This window comes from Pseudomonas sp. B21-012 (assembly GCF_024749305.1).
Classification (GTDB): Bacteria; Pseudomonadota; Gammaproteobacteria; order Pseudomonadales; family Pseudomonadaceae; genus Aquipseudomonas.
Genome location: NZ_CP087197.1, coordinates 3,846,560 through 3,870,222, shown reverse-complemented (window position 1 = coordinate 3,870,222; position 23,663 = coordinate 3,846,560). Strand labels below are relative to the sequence as shown.

Annotated in this window: 16 protein-coding genes; 8 read left to right on the top strand and 8 right to left on the bottom strand. The window is 64.9% G+C overall.

The window, feature by feature from the left end:
- The first annotated feature begins 5 nt into the window (after positions 1–5).
- The 5 genes from LOY37_RS17490 (at position 6) to LOY37_RS17470 (ending at position 3,730) form a co-directional block, all read left to right on the top strand.
- Positions 6–725 (top strand): thioesterase II family protein, encoded by a 720-nt coding sequence (locus LOY37_RS17490; RefSeq protein WP_045194635.1) that lies wholly within the window; start codon positions 6–8, stop codon positions 723–725.
- Positions 726–788: 63 nt separating this feature from the next.
- Positions 789–1,340: a hydrolase gene (locus LOY37_RS17485; RefSeq protein WP_045194633.1), complete on the top strand. Its 552-nt coding sequence runs from the start codon at positions 789–791 to the stop codon at positions 1,338–1,340.
- A 14-nt stretch (positions 1,341–1,354) separates the two neighbouring features.
- Positions 1,355–1,849, top strand: coding sequence for a DUF1543 domain-containing protein (locus LOY37_RS17480; protein ID WP_045194631.1), 495 nt, complete (start codon positions 1,355–1,357; stop codon positions 1,847–1,849).
- A 72-nt stretch (positions 1,850–1,921) separates the two neighbouring features.
- Entirely contained in the window at positions 1,922–2,590 is a 669-nt protein-coding gene (locus LOY37_RS17475; protein WP_258594161.1) for a hypothetical protein, read from the top strand.
- 60 nt (positions 2,591–2,650) lie between these two features.
- The gene (locus tag LOY37_RS17470) at positions 2,651–3,730 is read left to right on the top strand and encodes a DUF1615 domain-containing protein (protein ID WP_045194627.1); all 1,080 of its coding nucleotides are present in this window, start codon (positions 2,651–2,653) and stop codon (positions 3,728–3,730) included.
- An 81-nt stretch (positions 3,731–3,811) separates the two neighbouring features.
- On the opposite strand, the gene LOY37_RS17465 is transcribed toward LOY37_RS17470, so the two are convergent.
- From LOY37_RS17465 to LOY37_RS17430, 8 genes are read right to left on the bottom strand one after another with little or no spacing between them, the layout of a single operon-like run.
- Positions 3,812–4,738, bottom strand: coding sequence for a metal ABC transporter solute-binding protein, Zn/Mn family (locus tag LOY37_RS17465; protein WP_258715395.1), 927 nt, complete (start codon positions 4,736–4,738; stop codon positions 3,812–3,814).
- Complete coding sequence (locus LOY37_RS17460; RefSeq protein WP_038994524.1) at positions 4,735–5,634, bottom strand: metal ABC transporter permease; 900 nt, start codon at positions 5,632–5,634, stop codon at positions 4,735–4,737. The genes LOY37_RS17465 and LOY37_RS17460 overlap by 4 nt, the downstream gene beginning before the upstream one ends.
- The gene (locus LOY37_RS17455; protein WP_045194621.1) at positions 5,634–6,383 is read right to left on the bottom strand and encodes a metal ABC transporter ATP-binding protein; all 750 of its coding nucleotides are present in this window, start codon (positions 6,381–6,383) and stop codon (positions 5,634–5,636) included. Before LOY37_RS17455 ends, LOY37_RS17460 begins: the two co-directional genes overlap by 1 nt.
- On the bottom strand, positions 6,380–7,297 hold the full coding sequence (locus tag LOY37_RS17450; protein WP_258715394.1) for a metal ABC transporter substrate-binding protein: 918 nt from the start codon (positions 7,295–7,297) through the stop codon (positions 6,380–6,382). Before LOY37_RS17450 ends, LOY37_RS17455 begins: the two co-directional genes overlap by 4 nt.
- Before the next feature lie 14 nt (positions 7,298–7,311).
- Complete coding sequence (locus LOY37_RS17445) at positions 7,312–7,881, bottom strand: DUF6162 family protein (protein ID WP_258715393.1); 570 nt, start codon at positions 7,879–7,881, stop codon at positions 7,312–7,314.
- Positions 7,878–8,195, bottom strand: coding sequence for a hypothetical protein (locus tag LOY37_RS17440; RefSeq protein ID WP_408980666.1), 318 nt, complete (start codon positions 8,193–8,195; stop codon positions 7,878–7,880). Before LOY37_RS17440 ends, LOY37_RS17445 begins: the two co-directional genes overlap by 4 nt.
- Positions 8,192–8,728 carry a thiamine pyrophosphate-binding protein gene (locus LOY37_RS17435; protein ID WP_258715391.1) on the bottom strand — a complete coding sequence of 179 codons (537 nt, stop codon included), beginning with the start codon at positions 8,726–8,728 and terminating at the stop codon, positions 8,192–8,194. The genes LOY37_RS17440 and LOY37_RS17435 overlap by 4 nt, the downstream gene beginning before the upstream one ends.
- Positions 8,725–9,927, bottom strand: coding sequence for a PepSY domain-containing protein (locus tag LOY37_RS17430; protein WP_045194614.1), 1,203 nt, complete (start codon positions 9,925–9,927; stop codon positions 8,725–8,727). The genes LOY37_RS17435 and LOY37_RS17430 overlap by 4 nt, the downstream gene beginning before the upstream one ends.
- Positions 9,928–10,152: 225 nt before the next feature.
- On the opposite strand from LOY37_RS17430, the gene LOY37_RS17425 reads away from it, so the two are divergent.
- The 3 genes from LOY37_RS17425 to LOY37_RS17415 all read left to right on the top strand — a co-directional run bounded on the left by LOY37_RS17425 (position 10,153) and on the right by LOY37_RS17415 (position 23,661).
- Positions 10,153–19,419, top strand: a complete 9,267-nt coding sequence (locus tag LOY37_RS17425; RefSeq protein ID WP_258715390.1) for a non-ribosomal peptide synthetase — start codon at positions 10,153–10,155, stop codon at positions 19,417–19,419.
- Between the two features lie 69 nt (positions 19,420–19,488).
- A complete protein-coding gene (locus LOY37_RS17420; RefSeq protein ID WP_045194609.1) occupies positions 19,489–20,547 on the top strand; it encodes a TauD/TfdA family dioxygenase in 1,059 nt (352 codons plus the stop codon).
- A gap of 9 nt (positions 20,548–20,556) precedes the next feature.
- Positions 20,557–23,661 (top strand): amino acid adenylation domain-containing protein, encoded by a 3,105-nt coding sequence (locus tag LOY37_RS17415; protein ID WP_258715389.1) that lies wholly within the window; start codon positions 20,557–20,559, stop codon positions 23,659–23,661.
- The last annotated feature ends 2 nt before the right edge of the window (positions 23,662–23,663 follow it).

Here is a 23,663-nt window from a genome sequence, read left to right as displayed (position 1 = left end):
CGGCCGTGTCTGCCTTGACCCTGCTGTGCCTGCCGTATTCCGGCGCCAGTGCCATGGTCTACAGCCGCTGGCGGCGCAAGCTGCCGGCCTGGTTGCAGGTGCGCCCGGTGGAACTGCCCGGGCGCGGCGCGCGCCTGGGCGAGCCGCTGTTGACCGACATGCAGGTGCTGGCCCGCCAGTTGGCCAGCGAGCAACGGCTGGCGGCCAGCCAGCCGTATGCCTTGCTCGGCCACAGCCTGGGCGCCTTGCTGGCCTTCGAGCTGGCCCACGAGCTGCAGGCGCTGGGCTGTCCGCCGCCGGTGGCGCTGTTCGCCTGCGGCACGGCTGCGCCCACCCGGCGTGAAGACTACGACGGCGGCAAGTGGCGCGAGCCCAAGAGCGATGAAGTATTGATCGACGAGTTGCGCACCTTGCAAGGCACGCCGGAAGAGGTGCTGGCCAATCAGGAGCTGATGAGCCTGACCCTGCCGGTGCTGCGCGCCGATTTCCTCTTGTGCGGGCGCTACGTATATCGCCAGCGCCCGCCGCTGCGTTGCCCCGTGCATGTGCTCGGCGGGGAAGACGACAAGGCCAGCGAAGAGCAACTGCTGGCCTGGCGCCAGGAGAGTGTCGGCGACTTCTCGCTGGAGATTTTCCCCGGTGGCCACTTCTTCATTCACGAGCATGAAGCGCGCGTGCTCGGCGTGCTCAGCGCTGCCCTGGAGCCCCATCGGCTGTCGGCTTGAGCATTGACGCAGCGCGGTCTGATGGGCGAGCCTTGGGCTTTACCCGCAACCCAGGGGCAGAGGATGTTGATCAAGCCGAATCAGGCCAGCTTGCTGGTCATCGATGTTCAGGAAAAACTCATTGGCGCGGTCAGCGACCCGGCCGGCACCCTCGCACGCACCCGCTGGCTGTTGGCGGCGACCGCTACCCTGGGCCTGCCGACGGTGTTTTCCGAACAGTATCCCAAGGGCCTGGGGCCGACCGTGGCGCAGCTCAAGGAGGCTTCGCCCGGCGCTGCGGTGGTCGAGAAACTGCACTTTTCCTGCGTGGCTGCCGAGTGCCTGCCGGCAGCGCTGCTGGCCCGCGAGCAGGTGATCGTCTGCGGCATGGAAACCCATATCTGCGTCTTGCAAAGCGTGCTCGGCCTGCTGGAGCTGGGTAAGCAGGTGTTCGTGGTCGAGGATGCCTGCGACTGTCGCGGTGCCCACAACCGTGACGCCGGCATTGCCCGCATGCGCGCCGCCGGGGCGCAGATCGTCACCCGCGAGATGGTGGTGTTCGAATTGATGGGCAGTTCGGCCCATGAACAGTTTCGCCACATCAGCAAGACCTACATGGTGGGCGAACAGCCGTGAGCGCTACACCTTCGATGCTGTATGTGGTGATGCTCGGCGGCAAGCACCCGCGGGCCAGGATCGAGGTGCACGATGTGGCCTTTGTCGTCGGGCCGTCGCTGGCGGCCTGTTACCCGCAGTTGCGCGAGCAGTGGTTCGGCAGCGCCAAGGGCCTGCATATCGACTCCTGGCTTGAGGTCGACGGGGTAGAGGGCTTCAAGCTGGGCTGGTCGGACCTGCAACCGGCGCCGGGCGAGCCGCGCCTGTACTTCATCAACCTTGGCGGTTACGAGCCGGGCTGCTTTGGCGAGGCGCATCACTACCTGCTGGTGGTCGCCAGCAACAAAGAGCAAGCCAAGGCCAAGGGCAAGCAGCAGATGGCCCGGCACTGGAGCAAACCGCACACCGACGCGTTGCTGGATGTCGACGACTGCGTGGCGGTCGACCAGGTCGGCGGGCGCTATGTGACGCTGCAGCCGGGGCCGCACGCAGCCTTGGCCCAGTACAGCGACTACATCATCCTGTCCTGAGCCGCAGGTGGTGGTGTTGCGCGCTGCTGTGCATTACAGTGCGCGCCACTTCATTACTTACAGGATGTTCAGATGAAACCGCGTGCATTGCTGACTATCGGCTCGACCCTGGCCCTGGCCTGCCTGCCCTTGTTTGCCCAGGCCCAGGCCACCGTTGCCCAGGTCTTCAATGGTGAAATGCTCGGCACCAACCTCAAGTACTTCGAGTCGGTCGCAGGCATTGCCCGCACCAGCTTCGGTGATAAGCACACCTATAAGGTACAGGGCTGCGAAATTACTGCCGACGCCGCCGGCGGCAGCATCAACGACCTGCGCCTGCAGCTGTCGCCGACCTGCAAGGCCGACCTCAGCTCGTTCATCGGCACCTTCGCGCCAGCGGCCAACCAGCCGCTGACCATCGCCGCCTTGCATGAATCCACCGGTGGCCCGCTGGAGTTCTACGCCGACTGCCTGGAGATGTGTGGCAACGCCGCCGACCCGTCGGTGTATGCCTTGTGGGAAGGGCCGCATGCGGTGGGCTTCACCCAGGTCCTGGCCGAGGTCATGCTCACCGACGACGCAGCCATCGCCGCCTCGAGCAAGTGGGCAGACGAGATGAAGAAGCACAAGGGCGAAGACTTCGTCATGGAAAACCAATACAACTGCGAGCGCAGCTTCGATCCGGCTGCCCTGCAGAGCTTCAAGCCGGTGGCGATCACGGCGGTGACCATCGGCACGCAACTGAGCAAACCAGGCTGCTGATTGCAGTCGTGTCCGCGCGCCGCTACTGTGCAGCTATTGCCCGATGCGGCGGGAGGGCTTATGCAGGTAACTGGTTGGCTGGTTGTGATCAGCGCGCTGCTGGCGCTTCAGGGTTGCGTCACCCAGGGTGAAGCCCCTGAGCAGGACCCGGCCAAGGTGCGCGCGCAGATCGTGCGCCTGCTGCCGGCCAGCGCCAACGACCGTGAAGGTTGGGCGCGGGATATCCAGGGCGCCTTCGCCGCGCAGCAGCTCAGCGCCAGCAAGAGCAACCTGTGCGCGGTACTGGCGGTCACCGAGCAGGAATCAACCTTCCAGGCCGACCCGAAAGTACCGGGCCTGGGTCGCATCGCCCGGCAAGAGATCGACCGCCGCGCCGCCAGCCTGCACATTCCCAAACTGCTGATCGACGCCACCCTGCAGACCCGCTCGGCAAGTGGCAAAACCTACGGCCAGCGCCTTGATGCGGTGCGCAGCGAAAAACAGCTCAGTGACCTGTTTGATGAACTGATCGGCGCCTTGCCCATGGGCAAGACCCTGCTCGGTGGTTTGAACCCGGTGCGTACCGGCGGGCCGATGCAGGTCAGCATCGACTTTGCCGAGCAGCATGCCAAGGGTTATCCCTACACCTATGCCGGAACCATTCGCCAGGAGGTCTTCAGCCGCCGTGGCGGCATGTATTTCGGCATCGCCCACCTGCTCGGTTACCCCACCCACTATGACCGTCAGCTGTACCGCTTCGGCGACTTCAATGCCGGTTGGTACGCCAGCCGCAATGCGGCGTTCCAGAGTGCTCTGAGCCGCGCTACCGGGGTGAAGCTGGCGCTCGACGGCGACCTTATCGCGCCGGGGGCAATCATGCCCGGCAGCACCGAGCAGGCGGCCAGGCGCCTGGGGCAGAAGCTGGACTTGCGCAATGTCAGCATCCGCAACCAGCTGGAGAAGGGCGACAGCCTGGAATTCGAAGACACCCGCTTATACAAGGGCGTGTATGCCCTGGCCGACGGTGCGGCGGGCAAGGCGGTGGCGCGGGCGCAGCTACCGGGGATCGAACTGAAAAGCCCGAAGATCACCCGCAAACTGACCACGGCCTGGTTTGCCAAGCGCGTGGATGAGCGCTATCAGCGCTGTATGAAGCGTTGAGCATCGCGGGTCAAGCCCGCTCCTACAGTAGATCTGCGTACACCGGACCTGTGGGAGCGGGCTTGACCCGCGATGAGGCCCTCAGCCATTGCCGGCGACCAAAGCCCCCACCACCTGCTCGACACTGGCCTTCAACCCCGCCAGGGTATCCTGGGCATCGGTCTCCACCACCAGCAGCTTGGCCCCGGAGGCTGCTATCACCTCGGCGACTTCCTTGCTCGGCTGCTTGTGATGCAGCACCAGCGCCACCTCCTGGTTCTTGAGCTCATCGCCCAGGCGCTTGAGCGCCGCCGCATCCCACTGGTCATCGGCCACCTGCGGGTGGTCGATCAGGTCCAGGTTCAATCCGCTGACAAGGTAATCCAGGCGATCCGACAGGTTCACCACGCTGAGGTTGTCCGCTTCGGCCAGGCGCGCTTCGCTGCCGGCACTGAGCTCGAGCAACTGGCGTTTGAGCGCCGCCAGGTTGCTCTGGATTTTCGGTTGGTCGGCCGGGCTCAAGCGCCCCAGGTCGTTGGCCAGCACATCGGCCATGCGCCCGAGGTTGCTCGGGTTCAGCCACGGGTAGCCGGCAAAGGCATTGTTGCCCTGCACGGCGATGCCCGGCAGGGCGCCATCGACCGGGCGCGCGGCATCGATCTCGACGATGCGGATGTTGCTGCGCCGGGCCACCGGGTACAGCGGGTCGTCGCTCCAGATCGAGCGCAGGCCGATCACCGCATCGGCGCCGCCAGCAGCCTTTTGCAGGCTGGCACCACCGCGGCCGCTGAAGTACGAGGGCTGGCGCGAGGCCGGAATATTCGCCGGCGCTGCCCGTTGCAGTTTTACCGAGGTGCCGTCGAGCAGGGCGCTGGCCAGGGTGCTAGTCACCGGCAGCGAAGCCAGGACGGTCACCCCGGCCGCTTGTTGTTTGGCCGCTGCCGGGGCGCTCTGGGCCAGGCTCAGGGACGGCAGGCCGGCCAGGGCCAGGGCCAGGGCCAGGCACAGGTGCTGGAGTTTGAAGGTCATGCCGGGTTTCCTTGCAGGCGTGGAACAAGGCCGCGGGCGAGGGCGGCGAGGGCGAAGCAGCAGCCGGCGACGAGGATGATCGCCGCACCCGAAGGCACCGGCAGGTCGAAGACGATCGGCAGCAAAATGCCCACCAAAGTGCTCAGGGTAGCGATCAGCACCGAAGCCCAGAAAAAGCCCTTGAGCGACTGGCTGATCAAGCGCGCCGCCGCTGCCGGAATCACCAGCAGGGCGCCGACCAGAATTGCACCGATGACTTTCACCGCCGCCACCGTGACCAGGGTCACCAGCACCACGAACAGGTAGTCCAGGCTCTTCACCGCAACGCCGCGCACCGCCGCCAGTTGCGGGTTGAAGCTGGCCAGCATGATGCGGTTGTACAGCGGCAAGGCCAGGGCCAGCACCAGGCTGGCGACGATGCCGAGCACCAGCAGGTCCTGGCCGCTGACGGTCAGCACCGAGCCGAACAGCACGTTCTCGAGGATGTGCACGTTGATCTTGCCGGCCAGCATCAGCAGCAGGCTGGCGCCCAGGGCCAAGGATACCGAGAGGAACACGCCGATCAGGGTGTCGGGCGACAGCCCGGTGCGGTTGCGCAGAAAGTTCAGCAGGATGCCGAACAGCAGGCAGTAGCCAAACAGGCTGCCATAGGGACCGGTGTAGGGTTCGCCAAGCAGGATGCCGATGGCAACGCCGGTCAGCGCCGCGTGGCCGACCGCTTCGGAGAAGAAGGCAAAGCGCTTGACCACCACCAGAGTGCCAAGGCCGCCGAGCACCGGGCCGATCATCAGGCCGGCGAGCAGGGCATTGACGACAAAGCCGTAGGCCAGGGCCTCGGGCAGGTAACCGGCAGTGGCCCAGCCCTGGATCAGCAGGCGAAATTCTTCGTAGTTCATCAGGCGGTGCTCTCGCTGCGCGGGTGGATGGAGAACAGGCTGAGCAGGCGGTCCGGGGTCAGTGCCTGTTTCGGCGGCGCATCGAACAGTACCCGGCGACTCAGGCCGGTGACCCGGTCGGCCAGACGTGCCACGGCTTCCAGGTCGTGTTCGATCCACAGCACCGTGGTGCCGGCAGCGCGCCACTCGTGCAGCAGGCGCTCGAACACCTGGATGCCGGCCTCGTCCAGCGCCGACATCGGCTCATCGAGCACCAGCAATTGCGGCGCCGGGATCAGCCCCTGGGCCAGCAGTACGCGCTGGCGCTCGCCACCGGAGAGCGCGCCCATGCGCCGCTTGCGCTTGTCAAGCATGCCCACCCGCTGCAGCGCCGCGTCGATGGCCGGCGCCACCTTGGCTGACAGGCCGAGAAAGGCCGGGCGGCGCTGGCACATGGCGGCCATAAAGTCGTCCACGGTCATTGGCAGGCCACGGTCGAATTCCAGGGCCTGGGGTACGTAGCCGATGATCTGCTGGTCGCCCGGCCAGGTCAGGGTCAACTGGCCCTGGTGCGGCATCTGCCCGAGCAGGGTCTTGATCAGCGAGCTCTTGCCGCCGCCATTGGGCCCGACCAGCGCATGCACGCTGCCGGCGGCAACGTTGAAGCTGACTTTGTCGAGGATGCGCGTGCGGCCCAGGGTCAGGTCGACCTCGGCGAAGGCAATGTCCGGCCCGCAGGCGCGGTTGAGCAGCGGCTGGGCCACGGTCATACCTGGGACTCCTTGATCGCCCGCACCACGGTGTCGAGGTTGCGCTTCATCTCGACTTCGTACTTCTCCTTGCTGTATTCGCCGTAGGAGATGTGCGTCAGCGGGTAGATCTTCACCCCCGATTCACGTTGGATGGTTTCGACGTAGGCCGAGGGGAAGTCCATCTCCGAGAAGATCACCTTCACATCCAGAGCCTTGAGCTGGTCGATGGTCTTTTTCAGCTGGCTCGGGCTGGGTTCGATGCCATGGGCCGGTTCCACTACGGCGGTGACTTCCAGGCCGAACTCGCGCACCAGGTAGTCGTAGGCGGCGTGGATGGTCGCCACGCGAAATTCGGCGCCCGGCGCTTCGGTGACCTGGGCTAGGGCTTCGGCGCGCAGTTTGCGCAGGCGCTTGGCGTAGGCGCGGGCGTTCTGGCTGTAGTACTTGGCGTTGTCCGGGTCGAGCTTGCCCAGTTCGCGGGCGATGTTGTTGACCTGGGCGATGCTGGCGCTGATCGACAGGAAGGTATGCGGGTTGACCACCTTGCCGGCGCCGCGCGCGGCCACGCCGGTGGCGGCCAGCAGCGGTACGTTGCTGTTCGATTCGATGGTGGCGATGGCGGGTTTTTCGCTGGCGGCGATCATCCGGTCGGCAAAGTCATCATGGCCGACGCCGTTGAGCACGATCACGTCCAGGGTGCCGATGCGCTTGATGTCCTCGGCCCGTGGCTCGTAGGCATGGGGGTTGAAGCCGGCTGGAATCAGCGGCACCACCTCGGCCTTGTCACCGACGATATTGCTTACATAGCTGTAGTACGGGTGCAGGGTGATGCCGATGCGCAGCGGCTTGCCGTTATCGGCCACGGCCAGGGCGGGCAGGGCGCAGGCGAGGAACACACTTAGAAGGCGACGGGCGAGGGTGGCGCGAAACATGGGGCGTCCTTGTGTCAGTGACGATGCTGGCGGGTGACGCCGGCGTCGTAGTGGGCGGCGATCTGTTGCCAGCCGGCGGCGATCAGCGCGGCCTGGCTGAAGTCGGCAGGGGCGCTGGCGGAAGGGCTGCGCTGCAGCCAGACGTCGGCTGTGCCGTCCACGGCTTCGGGCACCAGCAAGAGGAAGCTGCCGGCCACCGTGCTGGCCTGGCTCAGGCCCAGGTAGGCGCGTTCCTGCAGCAGTTGCCAGTGGTGCTGACCGCGGCTGGCGGCGCTGGCATCGGCGACGAAGGGCGGGAAGCCTTCGTCGGCCAGGTCTTCGACGGCCAGCAACTGTGGGGCTTCTTCGCGGCGTGCCTGGATCTCGTCGAAGGCCACCCGCAGGTCGGCATACACGCCTTGCTCAGCGGCAGTCAGGTCGCGGCGGGCATCCAGTTGGTGGGCCTCGATGCTGACCTCGTCATGGCGCTCGCCGCGCAGGGCGACGATGCCGGCGGCCACCGCCAGGATCAACAAGCTGACCAGCAGCACGTACAGGGTTTCATGCCCGGCGCCGGCCGGGCGCACCACCTGCACGCGACTCATTGCTCGATATCTGCGTAGTCGATTTCCACCACGTGGCCGGGGCCGGCGTCGAACAGCACATAGAACTCGCCTTCAGGGCGCTTGAAGGTCAGTTTGGAGTTTTCCCCCAGCTTGCCCGGCACCAGGATCTCTTCGTTGTAGCCGATCACGTCGAGGGTTACCCCGGGCGCGCCGCTACCGTCGGAAAAGCCGCCAGTGCATTCGATCTGCTCGCCATCGATCGGCTTGCATTCGCACATCGGGTTGTGGGCCAGGGCCTGGCCGGCAACGCCGAGCAGCAGCAACGGCAGGAGCAGTTTGCGGGACTTCATCATTTGCCTCCTTGTTTGTTCAGCCAGGCGACGGTGGCCGGCGAGGCCTTGCTCAGCGGCACGGCAGCCTGCTGCATGCTGCCGTCCCAGCCTTCGAGGGTGATCCAGATCTCGGCATCGGCGCGGGTCTTGGCCGGCACTGGCAGGCTGGTGCTCATGCGGTACGGGGTGCCGAAGAAAATCGTCCCGGCGGCGCGCAGGCTGCGCGGCTTGCCGATGCGCAGGTAAGCCGCCTTGACCTCGGCAATGCAGGCCTGGCACAGAGCAATGTTGAAGGCCTTGAAGTGACCGGCAGGGCCATCGGCGCGCGGTGCTTCATCGCGCAGTTCGGCCAGCTGCACGCTCCACGGCCCGACCTTGATCTCGCCCAGCTCGCGCTCGCCCAGGCCGCTGTCACCGCGAAACAGCGCGGCATCGGCAAAGTACTTGGGCATGAAGCCGAGCGGGATCAGCAACAACAGGATGTTCAGGTGAAAGCGCCACTTGTGCCAGAAGCGGCTCAACGGGCTTTGCGGCGCAACTGCTGCCTTGCTCATAGGCTGGCCTCCGTGGCGGTGTCGGTAGCACTGGCGGTTTGCTTGCGCGGCCGTTGCTCGCGCTTGAGGGCGGCAGCGGTGGCCTGGGCGGTGCGCTTGGTCCAGATCAGCAGGCCGCTCAGGACCATCATCGACAGCACCAGGCCGAAGAACGCCCAGATCAGCTTGATCGCCAGGCCGCCGAAGTCACCGGTGTGCAGCGGGCGCATGGATTCGGTGACGAACTCCAGGGTCGAGCGGTCGTTGATCAGGAACTGCGCCTCGATCTTGCTGTTGTACGGGTTGACGTTGACGGTCTGGAACATCAGCGGGTACCAGCCGCGCCCGCCCAGGTAGACGTGGGCGTAGGCGTTGCCGGGCAGCGACACGAAGCTCACATCAAGGCCGGGGATCTGCTCTTTGGCGATGCGCGTGGCGTCATCCAGGCTGATGCGCGGTGCCGGTGCGCCGGATTCGGTGCGCGGCACGTCTTCGCGGGCAATCACCGGCACCACCGGTTCGGTGGAAATGGTGATGTGGTTGTCACCGAGGATCGCCTGGATCAGGAACCAGGTGCCGGTGATGGAAATCACCGCAATGAACCAGATCGACCAGATGCCGCTGAGGCGGTGGAAGTCGCCCCAGAAGATCCGCGCGCCATGGTTAAAGCGCAACGTCGGCTTAAAGAATCCCTTCCAGAAGCGTTTATAGACCACCAGCCCGGTAACCAGCGAGGCCAGCATCGGCAGGCCGAGCAGCGACACCAGATACCAGCCCCAGCTGTAGCCATTGGTGAACGGCACCAGCCACCAGCCGTGCAGGGCACGGGTGAAACCCTCGAAGTTGAACGCCGGGCTCTTGCCCTGGATCGCCCCGGTATAGGGGTTGACGTACAGGGTCGGGGCGCTGCCGTCGGGGAAGGTGACCGCCGCGGTCAGGGCAAAGTGCGAACCGTCCGGCTGGCTGATAAAGCGCACGGCCATGTCCGGCTCGGCCTTGTGCAGGGCATCGAGCACCTGCTGGAAGCTCAGCCGCTCGGCGTCGCCGTCGGGCTTGCTGGCGCGCACATCGGGGTTGGCCAGCCAGACGATCTCCTGGCTGACCACCGCCAGGGTGCCGGTGACGCAGACGATCAGGACGAAAAACCAGATCGGCAGGGCGAGCCAGCTATGGACCAGGAACCACAGCCTGGATTTGGACTTTTTCGCTTTCTGGGACATTGCAGGTGTCTTTTCAGAGAAATTGAGGTCGAGCCAATGCTCAGCCTTGGGACTGCAATAGATAAGACGAACGAGAATCGTAAAACCCGCAGGGTTAGTTGAAAGCAAATGTTTCAAAGCTCCTGGGTCATCAGCCCGATGCGCTTAATTTTCATTCGCGGTCATCCGTTTTTCTTGAATTACCGGGCCTGCAGGCTCGTTGTTCCCCTGGATGGATGAAAGTCGATGAATGCCGAAGATGCCCGCAAGCTTGCCCGCCGATTCATAGAGTTGCCGTTGGAAAAGCGCCGCATCTTTCTTCAGGGGCTGGCCCGCGAAGGGGTCGACTTTGCCCAGTTCCCGATCCCGGCCCAGGTGCCGGTGGCCGGGCAGGGCGGCTTGTCCTATGCCCAGCAGCGCATGTGGCTGTTGTGGCAACTGGAGCCTGGCAGCGCGGCCTACAACCTGCCCAGCGCTGTGCGCCTGCAGGGCAACCTGGATGTCGAGGCGCTGGAACAGGCGTTTGCCAGCCTGGTACAGCGCCACGAAACCCTGCGCAGCGTGTTTGTTCAGCAAGCCGATGAACGCCTGGCGCTGATGCCGGCTGCGCAATGGCCGCAGGTCGAGCACCTGGACCTCGGTGTGCTGGATGCCGCCGAACGTGAACAGCGCGTGCGGACCCTGGCCGAGCAACAGTCGCTGCAGCCCTTCGACCTGGCCCGGGGGCCGTTGCTGCGGGTGCTGCTGCTCAAGCTCAAGGCCGATGAGCACGTGCTGTTGATGACTTTGCACCATATCGTTTCCGACGGTTGGTCGATGAACGTCCTGATTGAAGAGTTCAGCCAGTTGTACGCCGCGCACCTGGGCAAGCAGGTGCCGGCCCTGGCCGCGCTACCCATCCAGTACAGCGATTACGCCCTGTGGCAGCGCTGCTGGCTGGAAGCGGGCGAGAAGCAGCGTCAGCTCGACTACTGGCGCGCGCAGTTGGGCGAGGAGCACCCGCCGCTGGAACTGGCGCTGGATCATTCGCGCCCGGCGTTGCCCAGCTATCGCGGTGCACGCCAGCGCTTGAGCCTGGACCCGCAACTGGCCGAGGCCCTGGGCGCGTTTGCCCGCAGCCAGGGCGTGACCCTGTTCATGCTGCTGCTCGGGGCGTTCAACATTCTCCTGTACCGCTACACCGGTCAAGGTGACCTGCGCGTTGGCGTGCCGATTGCCAACCGCAACCGCAGTGAGATCGAAGGCCTGATCGGCTGCTTCGTCAACACCCAGGTACTGCGTACCCGGCTCGACGGGCAGACGACCGTCAGCCAACTGCTGGCGGCGGTCAAGGACACGGTGTTGGGGGCCCAGTCGCACCAGGACCTGCCGTTCGAGCAACTGCTGGAGGCCTTTGCCCTTGAGCGCAGCCTCAGCCACACGCCGTTGTTCCAGGTGATGTACAACCATCAGCCGCAGGTCGCCGACGTCACCACGCTGCACCTGGCGGGCGGGCTGCAGATGAGCCAGGTCGACTGGCAAAGCCGCACCACCCAGTTTGACCTGAGCCTGGATACCTTTGAGCAGGGCGGGCGTCTGCAGGCTGTAATCACCTACGCCAGCGACCTGTTCGAGGCGCCAACCATCGAGCGCATGGGCCGGCATTGGCAGAACCTGCTGGGTTCGATGCTGGCCGCACCGCACGCGCCTGTCGAGCAGTTGCGCATGCTTGATGTTCAAGAGTTGCAGCGTATTGTCGTCGACTGGAACGCGACATCCGTTGATTATCCACTGCAGCAACCGCTGCACCGGCTGATCGAAGCCCAGGTCGAGCGCAGCCCCCATGCCACGGCGTTGCTGTTTGCCGATCAAACGCTCAGCTATGCCGAGCTCAACGCCCGCGCCAACCAGCTTGCCCATTGCCTGATCGAAGCCGGCATCGGTGCCGACAGCCTGGTCGGCATTGCTGTCGAGCGTTCGCTGCAGATGGTTGTCGGCCTGCTGGCGATCCTCAAGGCCGGCGCCGCCTACGTGCCGTTCGACCCCGACTACCCGGCCGAGCGGCTGGCCTACATGATCGAGGACAGCGGCGTGCGCCTGGTACTGACCCAGGCGTCGCTGACCGAGCGCTTGCCGCTGCAGGCGGTGCAGGTGATGGTGCTGGACCAGGCCGGTGCCTGGCTGGGTGGCTACGCCACGAGCAACCCGAACATCGTCGTCGACCCGCTGCAGCTGGCCTATGTGATTTACACCTCGGGCTCCACCGGCCGCCCCAAAGGCGCCGGTAACAGCCACGCGGCGCTGGTCAACCGGCTGTGCTGGATGCAACAGGCTTATGGCCTGGAGGCCGGCGACACGGTACTGCAAAAAACCCCGTTCAGCTTTGACGTGTCGGTCTGGGAGTTCTTCTGGCCGCTGCTTAGCGGTGCCCGCCTGGCGGTGGCCGCGCCGGGCGAGCACCGCGAGCCTGCGCGGCTGATTGCCACGATCGAGCGTTATCAGGTCACCACCCTGCATTTTGTTCCGTCGATGCTCCAGGCATTTATTCATGAGCCGGGTGTCGAGGGTTGTCGCAGCCTCAAGCGTATCGTCTGCAGTGGCGAGGCGCTGCCGGTGGATGCCCAGCAACAGGTGTTTGCCAAGTTGCCGCAGGCCGGGCTTTACAACCTCTACGGTCCTACCGAAGCGGCCATCGATGTTACCCACTGGAGCTGTGTGGACGAGGGCCGCGACAGCGTGCCGATCGGGGTGCCGATCGCCAACCTGCGTACCCTGGTGCTGGATGCTAGCCTCGCGCCCGTACCGCCCGGTGTTGCGGGTGAGCTGTACCTCGGGGGGCAAGGCCTGGCCCGCGGTTATCACCGCCGCCCGGGGTTGACCGCCGAGCGCTTTGTGGTTGACCCGTTTGGCTGTGGCGAGCGCTTGTACCGCACTGGCGACCGTGTGCGACAGCGGGTCGACGGGGTTATCGAGTACCTGGGGCGCTTTGATCATCAGGTCAAGATCCGCGGCCTGCGCATTGAACTGGGCGAAATCGAGGCGCGCCTGGTTCAGCATGCTCTGGTGCGCGAGGCCGTGCTGCTGGCCCCGGAGGGCAAGCAACTGGTGGCGTACCTGGTGTTTGAAGGTGAGGCGCCAGACGACTGGCAAGCCCGGCTCAAGGCCTGGCTGCTGCAGAGCCTGCCCGAATTCATGCTGCCCAATCACCTGATGGTCTTGCCGGCGTTGCCGCTGACACCCAACGGCAAGCTCGACCGCAAGGCGTTGCCTGCGCCCCAGGCTGCCCCCAAAGGCGCCTACCAGGCCCCGGGCAGTGAACGTGAACGCGCCCTGGCGCAGATCTGGCAGACCCTGCTGGGGCATGAGCGCATTGGTCTGGATGACAACTTTTTTGAGCTGGGCGGTGACTCGATCATTGCCATCCAGGTGGTCAGCCGCGCGCGCCAGGCCGGCCTGCTGCTGGCGCCGCGCGATCTGTTCCAGTACCAGACGTTGCGCAGCCTGGCGCAGGCGGCGCAAGCCGGTACGGTGCGCGAAATCGAGCAGGGGCCGGTGCATGGCGATGTAGCCTTGACCCCGGTGCAACAGGGCTTTTTTGAGCTGTCACTGACGCAACCGGCGCACTGGAACCAGTCATTGCTGCTCAATGCGCGGCAAACGCTGGAGCCTGCGTTGCTGGAAGCGGCGCTCAAGGCGCTGGTCGATCACCATGATGCCCTGCGCTTGCGCTTTGAGCCGCTGGGCGCGAGCTGGCGCCAGTTTCACCAGGCCCCGCCAGCGGCCCTTGAGTTGTGGCAGCGTCAGGCCGATACGCCGACCCAGCTACTTGAACTGTGCGAAGCCGCCCAGCGCAGCCTCGATCTGCAGCAGGGGCCATTGCTGCGGGCCCTGTTGGTGCACATGGGCGATGGCAGTCAACGCCTGTTGCTGGTGGTTCATCACTTGCTGGTCGACGGGGTTTCCTGGCGGATCCTGCTCGAAGACCTGCAGTCGGCCTATACCCGGTTGCAGGCCGGGCAAGCTGTTCAACTGCCCGCCAAGACCAGTGCCTATCAGGCCTGGTCTGTGCAGCTGCAGGATTACCTCGAGCGTGCCGGCGAGCAACTGCCATATTGGCAAGCGCAGCTTGAGCACGCTGTGGACCTGCCCTGTGACAACCGCCAGGGCACGCTGTACAACCGCGACGCGGCAAGCATTGAAATCCGCCTCGATGTGCAGCACACCCGGCAATTGTTGCAGGACGCGGTGGGCGCTTACCGCACCCAGGTCAATGATCTGCTGCTGACCGCCCTGGCGCGGGCGGTGTGTCGCTGGACGGGGCATGACAGTGCGTTGCTGCAGTTGGAGGGCCATGGCCGCGAAGATCTGTTCGAACACCTGGACCTGACCCGTACCGTGGGTTGGTTCACCAGTATTTTCCCGCTTCGGCTGGTGCCCGAGGAGGATCTTGGGGCTTCGATCAAATCGATCAAGGAGCAGTTGCGGGCGGTGCCTGATCGAGGCCTGGGCTTTGGCGTGCTGCGTTACCTGGGGAGCGCGCAGCAGCGCGCAAGCCTGGGCGGCGATGCGCTTGCACCGCGGATCACCTTCAACTACCTGGGGCGTTTTGACAGTCAGTTCGACGAGCGCGCCTTGCTGTATCCGGCCAGTGAGCCGGGTGGCGCCGGGCAGGCCAGCGATGCGCCATTGGCCAACTGGCTGAGTATCGAGGGGCAAGTCTATGAAGGGCAACTGGGCCTGCGCCTGACGTTCAGTCAAGCCATGTTCCAGGCAAGTACCGTCCAGGCCTTGGCCGATGCCTACCTCGATGAGCTGCAAGGCTTGATCGGGCATTGCTGCCAGCTGCCAGGCGCGCAGGCGACACCGTCGGATTTCCCCCTGGCCAGGCTTGGGCAGGCGCAACTCGATCAGCTTGCGCCGCTGCTCGGCCAGGTCGATGAGCTTTACCCGCTGTCGCCCATGCAGCAGGGCATGCTGTTTCATGCCCTGTACAGCAACAACGGCGCCGAGTACGTCAACCAGTTACGGGTTGACGTCGACGGCCTGGAGCCGGAACGCTTTCGCCAGGCGTGGGAGGCGACGGTGCAGGCCCACGATATTCTGCGCAGTGGTTTTATCTGGGACGGCGGCCTGGCACAGCCGCTGCAGTTTGTCTGCAAGCAGGTCCGGCTTGATCTGCGCGAGCATGACTGGCGCGGCGATGCCGGGCTGGCGTCCAGGCTCGAGGCCCTGGCCCTGAGCCGGCGTCAACACGGCTTCGACCTGCAGGTCGCGGGCTTGTTGAACTTCGATCTGGTGCGCACCGGTGAGCAGCGGCATCACTTGATCTACACCCACCACCATATCCTGATGGATGGCTGGAGTAATGCCAGGCTGCTCGGCGAAGTGCTGGCGCGTTACAACGACCAGCCTGGCGCCTTGCCGGCAAGCCGCTACCGCGACTACATCGAGCATTTGCAGGGTCTTGATGGACGGGCAGCCCAGCAGTTCTGGACTGCGCAGCTGCAGGCGCTGGACGAGCCGCTGCACCTGGCGCGCTACCTGCCCGAAGCGGGCCGGGCACAGGCCCAGGGCCTGCGTGCAAGCCTGGTCCAGCGCTTCGACGCGCAGCACACCGCGCAGCTAAGTGCCTTCGCCCGTCAGCAGAAAATCACCCTTAATACCCTGGTGCAGGCGGCCTGGTTGTTGCTGTTGCAGCACTATAGCGGGCGCCGCAGCGTGGTGGTGGGCACCACGGTGGCCGGGCGCAGCCTGCCGCTGCCGGGGATCGAGCAGCAGATTGGCCTGTTCATCAACACCCTGCCGATCATTGCCAGCCCGCGGCCCGAGCAGACCGTGGCGCAGTGGCTGGAGCAGGTACAGGCGCTCAACCTTGCGGTGCGCGAGCACGAGCAAACCCCGCTGTTCGAAATCCAGCGCTGGGCGGGGCATCAGGCCCATGCGTTGTTCGACCATATTCTGGTGTTCGAGAACTACCCGCTGGCCGAGGCGTTGCAACAACAGCAGGGCCCTCGGTTTGGTGCGGTGGCGAACCAGGAGCAGACCCACTACGCGTTGTCGGTGGCGGTGAGCGTGGGCGATGAGCTGCAGCTCGATTACGACTATGCCTGCGACGCCATCGGCGAGCAGGCGCTGCAGGGCCTGGCCGAGCATTTGCGCGCGGTGCTCGAGCAATTGCCGCACGCGTTGTCGACGCCGCTGGGCGAACTGCAGATGTTGGCGCAGGCCGAACGCGAGGCGGTGTTGCAGCGGGCTCAACCTGAGCCGCCGGTGGACGTGCCGCCGTTGGCTATCCATGACTGGGTGCGGCAGCAGGCGGCGCGCACGCCGCAGGCCTGTGCCGTCGAGTATGCCGGCCAGCGCCTGAGCTACGAGCAATTGAACAGCGCAGCCAACCAGTTGGCAGTCCGTTTGCGTGAGACTGGGGTAGGGGCCGAGGTGGTCGTCGCCATTGCTGTCGAGCGAAGCCTGGAGATGATCATTGGCTTGCTGGCGATCCTCAAGGCCGGTGGCGCCTATCTGCCACTGGACCCCGGTTATCCGCAGGCGCGCATCCGCTTCATGCTCGACGACAGCGCCGCGCGCTTGTTGCTGGTTCAGCCGGGCCTTGCGCTGGACGTGCCGGCGGGCGTTACCCGCCTGGTGCTCGACAGCGCAGCCTACGCCGGGCCGCCAATCGCCGATGTCAGCACCTGCCTGCACCCGGACAACCTGGCCTACATGATCTACACCTCAGGCTCCACCGGCACCCCGAAAGGCGTGCAGGTGCGGCACGGGGCGCTGGCCAATCACATGCACTGGATGCAGCGCACCCTGCAACTAGAGCCTGCCGACCGGGTTCTGCAAAAGACCGCCCTGAGCTTCGACGCTTCGGTTTGGGAGTGCTGGCTGCCATTGATCTGCGGGGCGCAACTGGTCATTGCCGAGCCGGGCTTGTCAGCCGATATGTCCAGGCTCTGGGCCCGGGTCGAAGCGCTGGGCATCACCATTGTCCAGGCGGCGCCCTCGTTGCTGCAGGCGGTGCTGCCGGCGGCGACGGCGCAGAACATGGCCAGCTTGCGCTATCTGATGGCGGGGGGCGAGGCCTTGAGTGCAACCCTGGCCAACCAGCTGTTGCAGCGCTGGCCGGGTACGCTGGTCAACCTCTACGGCCCGACCGAAGCCACCATCGAGGTCACCTTCGCCATGGTCAGCGGGGCGCTGGAACGGGTCATGGTGCCGATCGGGCGGCCGCTCGATAACGTCCGGCTGCTGGTTTTGGGGCCGGCCCTGCAGCTATTGCCTGCGGGCGTGGTTGGCGAGTTGTGCATTGCCGGCGACTCACTGGCGCGGGGTTACCATGCGCGGCCCGGGTTGACGGCCGAACGCTTCGTGCCGGACCCGTTCGCCGCGCAACCTGGCGGGCGCCTGTACCGCACTGGCGATCTGGGCTGCTACGCGGCAGATGGGCAGATCGAGTATGCCGGGCGCGCCGATCATCAAGTCAAGGTCCGTGGCTTTCGTATCGAAACCGGTGAGATCGAGCGTCATTTGCTGGCCGATGCGCGGGTCCGTGATGCGGTGGTTGTGGCCCAGCAAGAGCAAGGTGTACAGCAGTTGGTGGGCTACCTGGTGGGGGCCGACCGGCAGCTGTTCGAGGACGCGGCGCAGGGCCAGCAACTGTGCAGCGAGTTGCGCCAGTCCCTGGCTTTGAACCTGCCGGCGCACATGCTGCCGACACGCCTGAGCGTCATTGCCCATCTGCCCTTGACCCCGAACGGCAAGCTCGACCGCAAGGCCTTGCTGGCCCAGGCCGACAGCAGCGTCGCCAGCAAGCCTTATCGGCCCGCCGGCACCGCGCTGCAGCAGCAGGTCGCCCAGGTCTGGCAGGAGGTCCTCAAGCTTGAGCGGGTCGGGCTCGACGACCAGTTCTTCGAGCTGGGCGGCCATTCATTGCTGGCGACCCAGGTGATCAGTCGACTGCGCCATGAACTGCAGCTGGACCTGCCTTTGCGCGCGCTGTTTGACAGCCCGTCGCTACAGGCATTCGTCGAGCAGTTACCGGCAAGCGGAAGCCGGCGCGTGTTGCCGGACTTGCATGGGGTCGACGCTTCGCAGCCGCAGCCGCTGTCTTATGCTCAGCAGCGCTTGTGGTTCCTCTGGCAACTTGAACCGCAAAGTTCGATGTACAACATTCCGCGCGCGCTGGAGTTGCTCGGGCCATTGCAGGTCGAGGCCGTGCGCCTGGCCTTCGAAGCCCTGGTTGCGCGCCACGCGGTGCTGCGCACGACGTTCTTCGAGGATCAGGGCGAAAGCTGGCAGCGGGTCCAGGCGCACTTGCCCGTGCCGTTCGAGAGTGTCGACTTGCAGGCCCTGGACAGCGCCAACCGGCAGGTGGTGCTGGCGCAACAGGTGCAGCAAGAGGCCCTGCGCCCCTTCGACCTGCAGCGTGGGCCGCTGCTGCGGGTGCAGTTGCTGTGCACCGAGCCAGAGCGCCACGTGTTGCTGGTGACGCTGCATCACATCGTCGCCGACCACTGGTCGTTTGCCATTTTGATCCGCGAGTTCAGCGCGCTCTACCAGGCATTTGCCACCGGTGTGGCGCCTGGCTTGAGCGCGCCAGGCCTGCAGTACCTCGATTTTGCGGTGTGGCAGCGTCAATGGCTGGCGGCTGGGGAGCATGACCGGCAGTTGCAGTACTGGCAGCAGCAATTGGGCAGCGAGCATTTCTTCACCACCCTGCCTGCCAGTGGCAGCGGCGTATCCGTCGATCAGCAGCAAGACTGCGAGGTGTACGAGTTTGCCCTTGAGCAGGGCTTGAGCGAGCGCTTGCGTCAGTTTGCCAAGGCACAGGGCCTGACCCTGTACATGCTCCTGCTGGCCGGCTTTGCCCTGGTCGTCAGCCAGCGCTGTGGCGCTGCCCGGGTCCGCCTGGGGACGGATGTCGCCAACCGAAATCACGCCGGCGTTGAAGAAATGGTCGGCTTCTTCGTCAATCAATTGGTACTGCAACTCTCGGTGGATCAACAACAGACGATCGGCAGTTTCCTGGCGTCCTGCCGCACCACGGTCATCGGTGCTTCGGACCATCAGGACCTGCCGTTCGATCGCCTGGTGGAGGCGCTGCGGTTGCCGCGTCGTTCAGGCAAGTCGCCGTTGTTCGCGATCAAATTCATCTACCAGGAACAAGGGGCGCAGCCGGTGGCTATCGATGGGCTGCAGATCAGGCCCTGGGCCGCGGGGCAGGCGGCGGCGGAGCTGGACCTGATCGCCGAGTTCGTCAACTCGTCGACGACCATCGGGGTTGGCTTCAAATGCATTGCCGGGCTGTACGAAAGCAATGACATGGCCTGTCTGTTTGCGCAGACGGCCTTGGTACTCGAACAGATGATTCAGGCGCCAGAGCAACCGCTCCAGGCTCTGCTCGACGCCTCGCGGGCCGTGCAGGAGCAGTCCGGCAAGGATCAGGCGCTAGCGCGCAGAACGCAATTGCTGCAGCAGCACCCGATTCGCCGGCGCTCGCCTCAGCGCGCAGGCAGTAACCAGGTGAATTGAAGCAGCGCCCGGACGGATCTATCGGTTGGCTTTGCCGCCAATGTCGAATCAGCGAATGGAAGGTGTTAAATGTCGGATTTCCAGTCTCACGTCATACCGGCACTGGCCAAAGGCAGAAGAAAGAGCCTTGGTGCCAGCGCCCAGCAGTTGGTGGCGTTTTCGCCGCTGCTGGAAGGCGGCTCTATGCCCTTGCTGTGTCGCCCGACCGTACCCGGCGTGGGCCTGGTGCAATGGGCCAGCGAAAACCGCGAACTGATCGAGCAACAGCTGGACAAGCACGCGGCGATTCTTTTTCGTGGTTTCGATGTACAGGACATTGAAACCTTCAACCGCTGTGTCGATGTGATCTCCGGCGGCGCGCTCGAGTACCTGTTCCGGGCTTCGCCACGTACCCAGATTACCCGCAAGTTGAATGTCTACAGCTCCACAGACTACCCGGCGGTGGAGAAGATCTTCCCGCACAACGAGCACTCCTATTCGCCGGTCTTTCCCTTGCACCTGTATTTCTACTGTGACCTGGCGTCACAGACCGGGGGCGAGACGCCCTTGGGTGATACACGGCTGATTCTCGATCGGATCGATCCTCAGGTGCGTGAAGCGTTTGCCCGCAAAGGCGTGCTGTATGTGCGCAACTATGGGGATGGCATGGGCTTGCCGTGGCAGACCGTGTTCCAGACCGAGGACCGCGAGGCGGTTGAAGCCTACTGCCGCAAGATCGGCGTCGAGCCGCAGTGGAAGCCCGGTAACCGGCTGCGCACGCGCCAGCGGGGTCCGGCCATGGTCCGTCATCCGCGTACGGGCGAGACGGTCTGGTTCAATCACGCGACCTTTTTCAATGCGCTGACGCTGCCAGACAGTATCCGCACCAGCCTGCTGGCCGAGTTCGCGCCGATGGACCTGCCGCAGAACACCTTCTTCGGTGACGGCTCGGCAATCCCCGAGCACTACATCACCCACCTGCAACAAATCTATCGAGAGGTCATGGTCGAGTTCCCCTGGCAGCAGGGCGACGTGGTGATTCTCGACAACATTCTTACGGTTCACGCGCGCAACGAATACACCGGGCCGCGAAAAATACTCACTGCAATGGCTATCGCGCTGAACAGCGTCGATGTGGCAATTGGTTAAGGATTCCCCATGAACGCTCCAGTCGACCCTTCCGAAGTTTTCCAGGTTTCCGCCCAGCAAGCGTCCATTCTCGATGCCCAGCAAGCCCGTGGTACGGTCCTCGGCGCCCAGCTGATCATGACGTTCGATGCCCCCATCGATCGCCAGCGGCTCGAGCAGGCGGCGATTGACCTGAGTGAACGGCACGAGATCCTGCGCACCGAGTACCGAAACATGCCGGGGATGAAACGTCCGGTTCAGGTGATTCATGCCCAGCCGCGCCTGTGCCTGCTGTCGGTGGCGCCGGGCACCTTCGAACAGGCGGGTCAAGCGTGCCTGGCGCAATTGGCAAACCACAGCCTGGTGCTGGGCCTGGGTAGTGGCGAGGATGCACACCGCTTACGAGTCGCTGCGCCCCTGGCGAGCCTGGATGAGGTTGCCCTGGGCTTGCTGGAGGAGCAATTGCGCGCGCTCTACCAGGGGCAGTCGCTGGCCCCCTTCGACGGGTTGCAATACGCCGACTACGCCGATTGGCAGACTGGCCTTGCGCAGGAGGACATCGGCCGCAAGGGGGGCGAGTTCTGGCGCAATCTGTACCGCGACATGCAGGTCGACTCGCGTCTGCCTTATGAACGGCTTACCCCGTTCATGGGGGCATTGCAGCAACACGAGCAGCATTTGCCAGCGGTTGTGCCGGCGCTGCGCACCCTGCGCCAGCAATGGCGACTGGACTCGGACGCAGCATCACTGCTGTTGCTCTGGGGGCTGTTCGTCGGTCGCCTGAGTGGCCGCGAGCATTGGCTGGTGGCCTGCGCAATGAGCGGGCGCAACGAGCAGTTGCACTCTACCCTGGGGCATCTGGCCTGGCGTTTGCCGGTTGCCTTCAGTCGCCAGGCTGATCTGTCCGTGGACGGCTACGCCGAGCACTTTGCCGCGCAGCTGCAGTTGAGCCAGTCCTGGCAGGACTGCTTCAACGAACTGGACATGCTCGGTGGCCAGGGCGCGGGGCTGGACTTCGGTTTTTCCTGGGCTGATCAGCCGCTTGAGGGGGCCCGGCTGGATCGCCCCAGCCTGGAAAAACTCCACCTGCAGGTAGCTCCCAGCGGTGATGATCTGCTGTTGCGCCTGCTGTCGCCGACCGGCTCGTTCAGGGCCGAACTGGGGCGCGCCTGGCTGGCTCAGTTTGCTGAGTTCGTCACTCAAGCCGTGGCTGACCCCCGGCAAGCAGCACAAAAGGTTGCCCTGGTGGATGCCGCCCAGGCCCGACCGTTGCAGCAGGCACTGGACCGCAGCCAGTCGCTGGGCGAGAGCGCCAGCCGCCAGTTGCACCAGTTGTTCGAGCGCCACGCGCAGCAGCATCCCGAACGGACAGCGATCCAGATCGGCGAGCAGCAGGTCAGTTATGCCCAGCTTGAGCGCCGTGCCAACCAGCTGGCCCGCGTCCTGAACCAGCGCGGAATCGGCCGTGAGGCGATTGTTGGCGTCTACGGCGCACGTTCGGTGGAGATCGTCGTGGCGTTGCTGGCTATCCTCAAGGCGGGAGCGGCGTACCTGCCGCTGGACCCGCGGTATCCGGCGCAGCGCCTGTCCTTCATGCTCGAGGACGCTGGGGTAGAGTGCCTGATTGCCTTGCAGGCGCTTGATCCGGCTATCGCCATGCCGGCGACGACAACCCTGCTCAGCCTGGATGACGAGGCGCTCGATCAGGTCGATGACAGCCCGCTGGCCAGTTGCGGCGAGGCGGATGACCTGGCGTACGTGATCTACACCTCAGGCTCCACCGGCACACCCAAGGGGGTGATGGTCAGCCACGCCAATGCGCTGGCCTCGACCCAGGCGCGGGTGCAGTTCTATCAGCAGCCGGTGCAACGCTTCCTGATGCTCTCGTCGTTCTCGTTCGACAGCTCCGTGGCGGGGATTTTCTGGTCCCTGGGGCAGGGCGGCAGCCTGTGCCTGCCGCTTGAGCAGGCGCACAAGGACCCTCAAGCCATTGCCCAACTGATAGAGCGCCAGGCCATCTCGCACTTTCTCGCCCTGCCGTCGCTGCACGCCCAGGTGCTTGAGCATCTGCAGGCGGCGCCCGCGTTGCGTTGCGCCATTGTTGCCGGCGAGGTCTGTCCTCCCGAGCTGCTGCGCCGCCACCGCCAGGCACTGCCGGGGGTAACGCTGGTCAACGAATACGGGCCCTCGGAGAGCACTGTCTGGTGCTGCGCCTACCAGGTGGCGCCAGAGGATCGCGGTGATTCTGAACTGCGCGTCGCCATCGGCGAGCCCATTGCCGGCACTCGCCTGTATGTGCTTGATGATCAACAGCGCTGGGCGGGGGTTGCCCAGGAGGGTGAGTTGTACGTTGCCGGTGCCGGGCTTAGCCGGGGATATCTCAACAGGCCCGGACTGACGGCCAGCCGCTTCGTTCCGGATCCGTTCGCCAGCGAGCCGGGCCAGCGCTGTTATCGCACCGGCGACCTTGCCTGTGTGCGCGCCGACGGCCTGGTTGATTACCTCGGTCGGCTGGATCATCAATTGAAAATTCGTGGCCACCGCATCGAGCTGGGTGAGATCGAGGCTCTGCTGGGTTCGCAGGAGGGCGTGCGCGAGGCCGTGGCCATCGCCCGCGACACCGTCGCCGGCAAGCAACTGGTGGCTTATGTGGTGTTGGCCGCCATGGCCGATGCGCAGCCGCGGACCGTGCAATTGCTGGGACTGTTGCGAGAGCAGTTGCCTGAGTACATGGTGCCCTCGACGTTGCAGGCGGTGCAAAGCCTGCCCCGTACCCCCAATGGCAAGCTTGACCGGACCGCCCTGGCTGCGCGGGCATTGGACGGTGTTGCCTACGTCGCGCCGGGCAATGAGCTCGAGCAATTGTTGGCCGAGGTCTGGCAGGAGGCTTTGCAACTGGAGCGGGTGGGCATCAACGACAACTTCTTTGCCCTGGGCGGGCATTCGTTGCTGGCCACGCGGATTCGTTCCCAGGTTCAGGCGCGGCTCAATGTCACCTTGCCGCTCAAGGTGTTCTTCGAGGGCGAAACCGTGGAGCTGCTGGCCCGGCAGATCGAGATGCACCGTGACGAGGCGGTCAGCGAAGACAAGGTCCAGGCGCTCGAAGCGCTGTTTGCCGAGGCTCAGGAGCAATGAGC